Raw genomic sequence first — 8531 nt, forward strand, 5'->3', positions numbered from 1 at the left:
GTAAGCGACAGGTTCAGGGAGAGGCCCCAGAATGGATTGGAGATTGAAGCAGGTTTGCCGCGTGAATCGAAACAGATTGCTTTCGGTTCCATTGGCCACAAGCGACGAGGCCAGCATGGGAGCACAGGACGGGGTACTCCTGATCGGAAACTTCCTGTCGGCGACAGGCGGAAAACGATCGGTGTGCGAGGATCTTGCCCATGAGTTGCAAGGCCAAGGCTGGCGGACGACCTGCGCGTCTGATCGTACGAAACCTCTACCCAAGCTGAAGCATATTCTGAAAACTGTCTGGTCTCAGCGACACTCCTACAGTGTGGCGCAGGTCGATGTGTTCAGCGGGAAGGCCTTCGTTTGGGTCCTTGCGACCTGCATCCTCCTCCGCCTGCTTTCTCGGCCGTACGTACTCACGCTGCACGGTGGGAATCTACCGAAGTTCGCCCGTAGATGGCGACGGCCACTGCAATGGGTCATGAAGCATGCTGCGGTCGTCACAGCACCATCGAACTATCTCGTCCGTGAGCTTCTACCATTACGACCCGACCTGCAGCTGGTTCCGAACGGAATGCGTTTGGAGGGATACCCCTTCAGGCTTCGATCTAGCGTGTCCCCGCGCCTGATCTGGGTACGCAGCTTTCACGAAATGTATAATCCAATCATGGCCGTAGATACGGTTGCCGCACTGGTTGACCGCTACAGAGACATACAGCTCACTATGATCGGGGCCGACCGGGGCGATGGATGTCTGCAGAGAACGCTTGGACGGATCGAGCACCTTGGCCTTGGCCGATGCGTCACCGTCGTCCCAGGGGTGGAGAAGTCGCAACTTCCTTCAATGCTGGATCAGGCCGATATTTTCCTGAACACAACCAACATCGATAATGCGCCAGTGACCGTCTATGAGGCGCTGGCGTGCGGATTGTGCGTCGTGAGCACCGATGTGGGCGGCATTCCCGACATGCTCACGCATCGGAAGAACGCACTTCTGGTCCCTCGCGGCAACGTCGATGCGATGGCGCGTGCCATCGACGACCTTCTGTCCGGGAGCATCGACACAGCTGGCATTTCGTGCGACGCGCATAGCACCGCGACTGGATCCGACTGGGGCAGTGTGCTTCCGCGCTGGATCGACATCCTGAGGTCTTCTCGAGATAGGTACGCCTCTTAACCGGTAGACGTTGACGCGGTGGTCGTCAGAATAGACAGCAAATGTGCGCCGCCGGCTCCGATCAGCGCCGGCGCGTCTTTGTGGAGTATCGATGAATGTTCTTGATGCTCGGCGACCATGCAGCTGCCCTGCACCCATGCTTGGCTATTGCATGGCACCTGACCGGAAGCCCAATCTCAGGACGTTGCACTGAGTGGAGTTTGTGAGATGCCTCGCGATGGGGAACTACTTTCCGATCAGATCGACTTCATGCGTATTTCGGTCGTCGTGGGTCTCGTGTTCTTGCACTATGGGGCATTCCCGGGAACATCCTATGACCCCTTCCAGGGCTTCCACCCAGCGCATGGAGGCTTCGCGCTGTTCGTGAACTCCTACTTGGTGTTCTTCTTCTACAGCGCCGTGCCCCTGCTGAGTGCTGTATCTGGGTACCTGTTCTTCAAGGAAGCAGACTTCTCGCTAAAATTCTACAAGAGACGATATCGAAGCCGCATACGGTCAATTTTCCTGCCCATGGTCTCATGGAACGCGCTGGCACTTCTGCTTTCGGCCTTAGTCGCTCTTGCGCTGCCGACGTCGGAGAGACTCATCGCGTACGATGTGTTCAACCTCAGCGCGATGGATCTTATAAACGCGCTCGTCGGTGTCACGCAGCGACCAGCAGACTTCCAGTTCTGGTTTCTTCACGACCTTCTGCTGACCGTTCTTATTTCACCTTTGTTGGCGTTCAGCATCCGGCGCTTACCTTTGATCAGCCTCGCGTTCCTTGCTGGCATTTGGGCTGTGAATGTGAACCTGATCGTGTTTTTCCGAACGGATGTCCTGTTCTTCTTCAGCATCGGCGCAGCCGCTCGTATTCACCATTGGCCGATCGCCAACATCGCATCCCTGCGCACTGCGATTGTCCTCGTGGTAACCTACGCCGTTCTGGTAGGTCTCAGAGCGGTCATCCCGACGATCGTTCCGGATGATGCCTCTATAGCACGTATCGTCAGTGGAGTTGGAACCCGCGCAGTTCGTCTCTACGGCGTCATAGCTTTGTGGAGCCTAGCTCCCTATCTCGTAAGGACTCCCCTTGGGGCAAGGATCGCCAAGTTCGGAACGATCGCGTTCTTCCTGCATGCCATCCACTGGCCCTTGAACCAACTTCTCAAGGCAGGCGTTGACGGCATTCTTCCTAGTCGAAGCGAAGTGTTTCTATTGGTCAATTACTTCGCCACCACTTGCTTGACCGTTCTTCTCGCCGTCGTGGTAGCGAGGCTCTTGAACTCGTACGTGCCAGCAGTTTTCAACCACCTGAGCGGAGGCAGATCCGAGGCATTGAGCGCCCGCTTCTCGAAAGTGCAAGCAGCATCGAGTGAAACGCAGCCAGAGGTCGTCACCGCACAGCATCTGCTCATGAAGCCACAACAGGGCGTTAGCCCAGCATCCTCCACCTGAGCGAACACGGACCGACCTGCTAGCCCTTGAGGGCGCGACTCCCGGCCCGACAGAACTTTACGTGTCGTCGGGAGCTCAATTACCCTTGTTCAGCCGACGCGGGGCTGTCGGCTGAATGTCAGAACAAGTCACCCGGAACATCAGACACCCTAACAACGTCGGCGTACGCACGTGGGTGGAAGGAACTCTGCAATGTCAAAAACTCTTTTGCATGACACGCCAGAGCAAGTGCAGCAAAATATAATTACGTCTTAATCATTATAGTAAAAATTCCTGTCGGACAAATATATTTGAAGAAGACTTCTTGAGGAAACGCCCGTGACCAGTGTTGTTGTACAGCCCGAGTTTCTTGGTTTCCATGCAGGCCGTGGCATTTACAGAATCGACCTCAGCCAGATTCCCCTCAGCGTTCTGCAGACAATCTCCTTTATCGATGACGGCGTGCGCACGGGGGGCTCCGCCGGCGCATCGGGCGCGGATATCGACTTCGTATCCTTTTCCAGCGAGTACTTCGCTTCAGCATCAGCGCTAGACCCATCCGTCACTCAGGCGAACTCCCTATCGGCAGAGGTTGTCTACCGCCCGGGTTACATGACCGAGTGGCATCAAGGGGATTCGACACTATGGAACACGTCAAGCCTGTTCGGAACCACTTCCGGCCATGTCTATAACGCGGCGCGCTCTACCCTTGGTGTGGCCGACGGCGCGAATGACGCCAGCACTGGCACTCTCTCCCTGGGCGAAGGGGGCCAGCTAAACCTTCTTCTCAATTCCGCTGAACCAACCGGCGCTGGCGGATCCGCGAAACGCTATCTGTACTTCGGAGAGTATGGCAGCCAGGTGCGAGATCTGGATGGGCTCCGCGTCATCCTTTCAGATCAGAAAACTGCCAATCCGTTGGAGATCGCTTCTCACGTGGGACTTACCCTTGTTGGGGACGAGCGGAGCGAAACCATCGCATTCGGCAGAGGCTTCAACACGCACGTCGGCGCCGGAAACGATATCGTCTTCGGCATGGCGGGCCATGATATGATCTATACCGGGAAAGGGCATGATCGGCTCTTCGGCGGTGACGGCTATGACTGGCTTCATGGAGAAGCCGGGAAAGATCGTCTCTATGGAGAGGCTGGCCACGACCGGCTGTTCGGTGGAGCGGACAACGACTGGCTTTCCGGTGGGTCGGGCCGCGACGCATTCGTATTCAATGCAAAGCTCGGTACATCCAAAACCGACCGTAAAGTGAACTTCGACAAGATCAGTGACTTCAACGTCAGGGACGACTCCATGTGGCTTGACAATAAGATCTTCGTCAAGCTCGGGAAAAAGGGCTCTGAGGCCAATCCTGCGCAGCTGAAAAACAGCTTCTTCAAAGTCGGCGACAAGGCGCAGGATTCGAACGATCACGTGATCTATAACAAGAAGACAGGGGTCCTGTCTTACGACCCTGACGGATCAGGATCCAAGGCGGCTATTGAGTTCGCCCAGATCCAAAAGAACCTCAAAGTAACCTATCGCGACTTCTTCGTTATCTGATCCCATCCTGAAATCAGCACAAGGTAGAACGACATGGCGCCAGGCATCCAAGAGATGCCCGGCGCTTTTTACATCAGGGCCAAATCGACGGTCCTATGAAGCCGTGGCGCTCCGCGCGAGCCCGTCCTGACCATCGATCCCCGGCACACCGCCATTCTCGGGATCGGCCGTGGGCGGAGCGACATCCTGTTTGAGTGACAGGGAGCACAGTTATCGGAAAACGCAACCAAGAACCCTGCAACGCACCGTACCGTCGGCAAATTCATGCGATGAGATGAAAGCTATACTGAAGGCGGGAGAACGCCCTGTTCCAGCGGATGCTGCTGTCTGCAGCGATTACAGGTGCATGTGTCGCGCGGCTCTCCGCAGCATCATCGCCAAGAGGAACTCACCAAGGACAATGATGATACCCGACCCCAGCACAATGCTGTAGGAACTCATGCCCGGAACAAGGAAGAACAGGGCTGTACCTCCGGCCCTTAGGGCGTTTGTGACAAGGGACAGATGAATGAGGCCCGGCCGCTGGGAATGAAGAGTGTAGAGTCCGATGACGCTCGCCGACGCGTGGCAACTGAAGTAAGTCATGAAAAACACATCAGCTTCCGGAAATCGCGTGTTGTACATGAAGTCGATGAGGATGCTCCCAGGGACGATGCTAAGCGCGAGCAGCGCACAGACGCCGCCCATTAGGAGGTACATCGATCGGTTCCCCATTCCGAATAGATCGATCGAGCTGAAGTTTGCCTCTATCATCTTCGGGAAGATGTACACTTTCAAAGTTCCGTAGAGCAGGTCGACTGGCGCTAGGAAAATCAGTACCACGCCGAATGCAGCGGCAGAAACAGTGTCATCCTTGATCTTCAGAATCCACAGCGTCATCAGGGGCAATGAGCTGTACAGGTTCAAAGACAGGAATGTCATCGGGGCCATGCGCACCATCGCGCGAAGTGCATGAAGGTCGACGGACTTCAACCGTAGATCGGCGTTTTTCCGGAGGGTCGCAATCTGAATAGGTACCTGTGCCAAGATGTAGACGGCAATAATCAGTGTTACCGAGCTGTCGTAAGTAATCGCAATGAATCCAAGAACTATCCTGCTTACCGCGAGGGCGACGTTGAGTTTCGCATACTGCCTGAAGCGCTTAGCATATTGTTCGACAACTCTCGTGGCCGTCCAAAATGACAAGGATGCGGCGGCAAGAACTAGAACCAATTCAGGTACGAGACCGAACACAAGGAGGCTCGCCGCGAAGCATGAAATGGCGACAGTTACGATGGCCCCCTTTATGACGAGGTTGAGAGTGACGTAATCCTGCTTCTTGTGCTCGAACGAAAGCGCAAGGCAGCTCTGGCTCAAACCGAAATCGAGGGCGGCTGCAATCAGGGGAATCAGAGAATTGGCGAAGGTCAGCTTCAGGAACTCTGATGGCTCGAACCTCATAGATGCTGTGAGCATGATTAGGAAGAATGAGCCATTCAGCACGATCTGGGAGGCAAATGCGAAAGACTGGTCGCCAGCCTCAAGAAGAAAGCGGGACCTGCGCGTCGGTGCTCGCCCGGGAGACAATGCCGCATCCGGAAGTGACTCTGTAGCAGATTTCATCATCTCAAGCTTTCGAGGTCAGAGTCTTACTCCGACATGGTTGATCATGAAGCTGTCACCTCCGACATTTGGCATCAACTGCTCAGAGGGCTAGTCTTGGCATCGCTCCGTGTCGCTCCAAATCTGGGTGTCAGGAATTCGACGACGCATCTGCACAGCGGAACCCTTGCTCGTTCTGGAGGCAGCCTAGGTTCAGCCCCTCTCATCTAGCTTCTAGCTTCCTAGCATGCTTTGCTTTCCGATTGTTTAGAGCTCTCTCGGGCTGCGGATATGAACTGTCGACCACGTCCTGAACCTGAGGCGACCCGGGCGGCGCCGAGGCACTTCAGGAAAAGGCGGGGGATTGTGTCCCTCCTACCGACGTACAGCCTCCGAATGGCTGTTGGCCGCTGGCGGATCTCGTCGAGTTTTGCGGGCCCATGTTCAAGCGAGAACCCGATCGAGAATCCAGCCTCTCTAATGGCATCTTCATGCCCGGCAAAGAAGTCGGCGGCAGACCCGTTGGGATAAGCGAATGCGCGAGCAGGCATTCCCAGCTGGGCACATAGAACTTGTTGGCTCGTTATGATCTCGTGCCGGGCCTCTGGCAACGCAAGCTGAGTGAGTATGGGGTGCGTATGGGTATGCCCTCCAAATTCCAACCCCTCTTCCTTCAGGCGCCGGACTGTCGGCCAGTCGAGTTGAAGGTCGGCAAATGCTTGCGGGGGAGGGGAGACACGGAGCGTGACCGCCAGTGCGTCGAGGAGCAGGCGACGGTTGCCGGCAGGCAAGCGCTTGGAGGCTTCAACCCAGGCCGAGGCTGCCCGATAACGACAAGAGGATGTTTCCAGGTCCATCTCGCCCAGGAGAGGGAGCACGGCGCGCTTCTGCTTTGTTACTTCGAAGCAATAGGCAGCATAGTCCCAGAGGAACGGTTTATTTGTTCCTATATGGTCAGTTGCAAGGAAGATGACACCTGGAATCTGCAAGCTGCGCATGATCGGCCAGGCGACATCCCCATTGTCCCGGTAGCCATCGTCGAACGTGACAAGCACGGCACGACGAGGGAGAGGACGTCCTGTTTCGAACCAATTTAAGACGTCCTGCAAGGAAACCGGGGAAAAAAATTTCCTCAGGAACCTCATCTGCAGCGTGAACTGCCTGGGGGATGCACTGAAGTTGGGGCGGAAGCCGTGGAACCGATTATCCGGCGCGCCGATCCTGTGATAGCAGAGCACTGTAAGACTCTTACCCTGCAGAAGGTCGAACGTTCCTCCGTAGTCCAGGCGACCGAGAAACTCGCGCAGGCGTGATCCTTTGCTCCGCATCATCCCTTCTTTCGTTTCATAGCATATCCGCCCCCGGCCAACACGCGTCCTTGGCGTCAGCGTTCGACGGATCCCGCAAGCTCGCGCGACTCACGCGGCGACGGTACCAGCTCTACTTCTCGAGGAGGTTTCTGATCTGGCGGAAGCGCGCAGACCATGAAACGGAATTTTCCGTTTGCGGATCGGGGGATCTGCTGCACGGGCTCGAACACCACCTGCACATCGCCCATGCGGCTGCGGATCGCCGCCAGGATCTCCCCCTCGGCCGCCTCACTCCACTCAGGCGCCGGAATGTAGCGCACCCGCAGACGGTCCAGAGCCTCCTGGACAATCTGGGCCTCCCGAATGGGTGAGCCTGCCTTGATGACGGATCCAAGACGGCTCACGCGTCGTCCGTCCGGGGTGTAGAGCACGTCGTCACTGCGGCCCTCCACCCGTCCCAGCCGCGGCAGCGTCCGCCCGCACGCACACACCCCCGCGTCCGCCGCCAAAGCCCCCCGGTCCCCCGTGCGGTACCGGATCAGCGGCATGTCCGGGTTGTTCAGCCCCGTGGCCAGAAACTCCCCCGCCTGACCCCGCACCACCGGAGCAGCCCCGTCCACCACCTCCAGAACCCCCGACTCCGGCCACAGATGCAGCGCCCCGTGCCGGCACTGGCTCGCCGACACCACCGCCTCCGTCATCCCATAGCTCTCCACCACCGGACAGCCAAACGCCCGCTCGATCGCCGACCGCTGCACCTCCAGAAGCGGCTCGGAGACGGTGATCACCACCTCGAGGCCGGGCACGGTCAGGCCGCGGGCCAGCAGGTCCTCGGCCAGGGCGTGCAGACCCGACGGGTAGCCCCAGATGTAGCGCACCTTGTGGCGCACCAGCGCCGCCCGGTAGTGCTCGGCGGCTGCCGGCGAGAGATGGTAGGCCGACATGTACAGCTGGCGCAGGCCCGCGTTCCACACCCAGTACGGCGGCGCCTCCTGCGCCACCGGCGTTACAAGCTGACCACCAAGGATCGCCCATCGGTCGTGGCGTGAGACGCCGTTCCAGCCGCGCCAGCGCGCCTCCATCAGGGCGTACTGGCGCAGCACCGTGGCGCGGCTCTGCAGAATGTGCACCGGCGTGCCGGTGGTGCCGCTGGTGTGCACGCCGAACATGCGCGCAGGCCGGCAGTCGTCGGCCAGGAACGCCCGCGGGTTGGCCCGCAGCTCCGCCTTCTCGAGCACCGGCCAATGCTCCAGCAACTCGGACGAGCGCCGGTCGCCCTCCCGCCGGCGCCGGGCCCAGTGCTCCCGGTACCAGGGCACCCGGGTCGCAGCCCGGTGCAGCAGCCGGGCCAGCTCCTCGTCGGTCCAGGCCTGCCACTGAGCCGGGCTCCAGGTCTCGCGGCTGAGGATCTCGGCCACGGCCCGGTCCGTGGAGGCGTCGTAGCGCCACCAGCGCAGGTACAGCCCCCGCGCACTCGCAGACGCACAGCGCAGCGGATACGGAAG

General features: G+C 58.4%; 6 protein-coding genes. 3 read left to right on the forward strand and 3 right to left on the reverse strand.

Annotation, left to right across the window (positions count from 1 at the left end):
- The first annotated feature begins 115 nt into the window (after nucleotides 1-115).
- The 3 genes from MA07_RS15895 (at nucleotide 116) to MA07_RS27890 (ending at nucleotide 4135) form a co-directional block, all read left to right on the forward strand.
- Nucleotides 116-1165, forward strand: a complete 1050-nt coding sequence (locus MA07_RS15895; RefSeq protein ID WP_036352903.1) for a glycosyltransferase family 4 protein — start codon at nucleotides 116-118, stop codon at nucleotides 1163-1165.
- 207 nt (nucleotides 1166-1372) lie between these two features.
- Nucleotides 1373-2602: an acyltransferase family protein gene (locus tag MA07_RS15900; protein ID WP_052003221.1), complete on the forward strand. Its 1230-nt coding sequence runs from the start codon at nucleotides 1373-1375 to the stop codon at nucleotides 2600-2602.
- Nucleotides 2603-2920: 318 nt separating this feature from the next.
- Nucleotides 2921-4135 (forward strand): calcium-binding protein, encoded by a 1215-nt coding sequence (locus MA07_RS27890; RefSeq protein ID WP_052003222.1) that lies wholly within the window; start codon nucleotides 2921-2923, stop codon nucleotides 4133-4135.
- Nucleotides 4136-4471: 336 nt separating this feature from the next.
- Here the strand turns inward: MA07_RS27890 and MA07_RS15910 are convergent, their stop codons facing one another.
- The 3 genes from MA07_RS15910 to MA07_RS15920 form a co-directional block, all read right to left on the reverse strand.
- Nucleotides 4472-5740: a hypothetical protein gene (locus MA07_RS15910; protein WP_036352906.1), complete on the reverse strand. Its 1269-nt coding sequence runs from the start codon at nucleotides 5738-5740 to the stop codon at nucleotides 4472-4474.
- A gap of 218 nt (nucleotides 5741-5958) precedes the next feature.
- Nucleotides 5959-7047, reverse strand: coding sequence for a polysaccharide deacetylase family protein (locus tag MA07_RS15915; protein WP_036352909.1), 1089 nt, complete (start codon nucleotides 7045-7047; stop codon nucleotides 5959-5961).
- A 53-nt stretch (nucleotides 7048-7100) separates the two neighbouring features.
- On the reverse strand, nucleotides 7101-8531 hold a 1431-nt coding region (locus MA07_RS15920; RefSeq protein WP_036352912.1), incomplete at its 5' end, for an AMP-binding protein.

Source organism: Microvirga sp. BSC39 (genome assembly GCF_000739015.1).
In the GTDB taxonomy this organism is placed as follows: Bacteria; Pseudomonadota; Alphaproteobacteria; order Rhizobiales; family Beijerinckiaceae; genus Microvirga.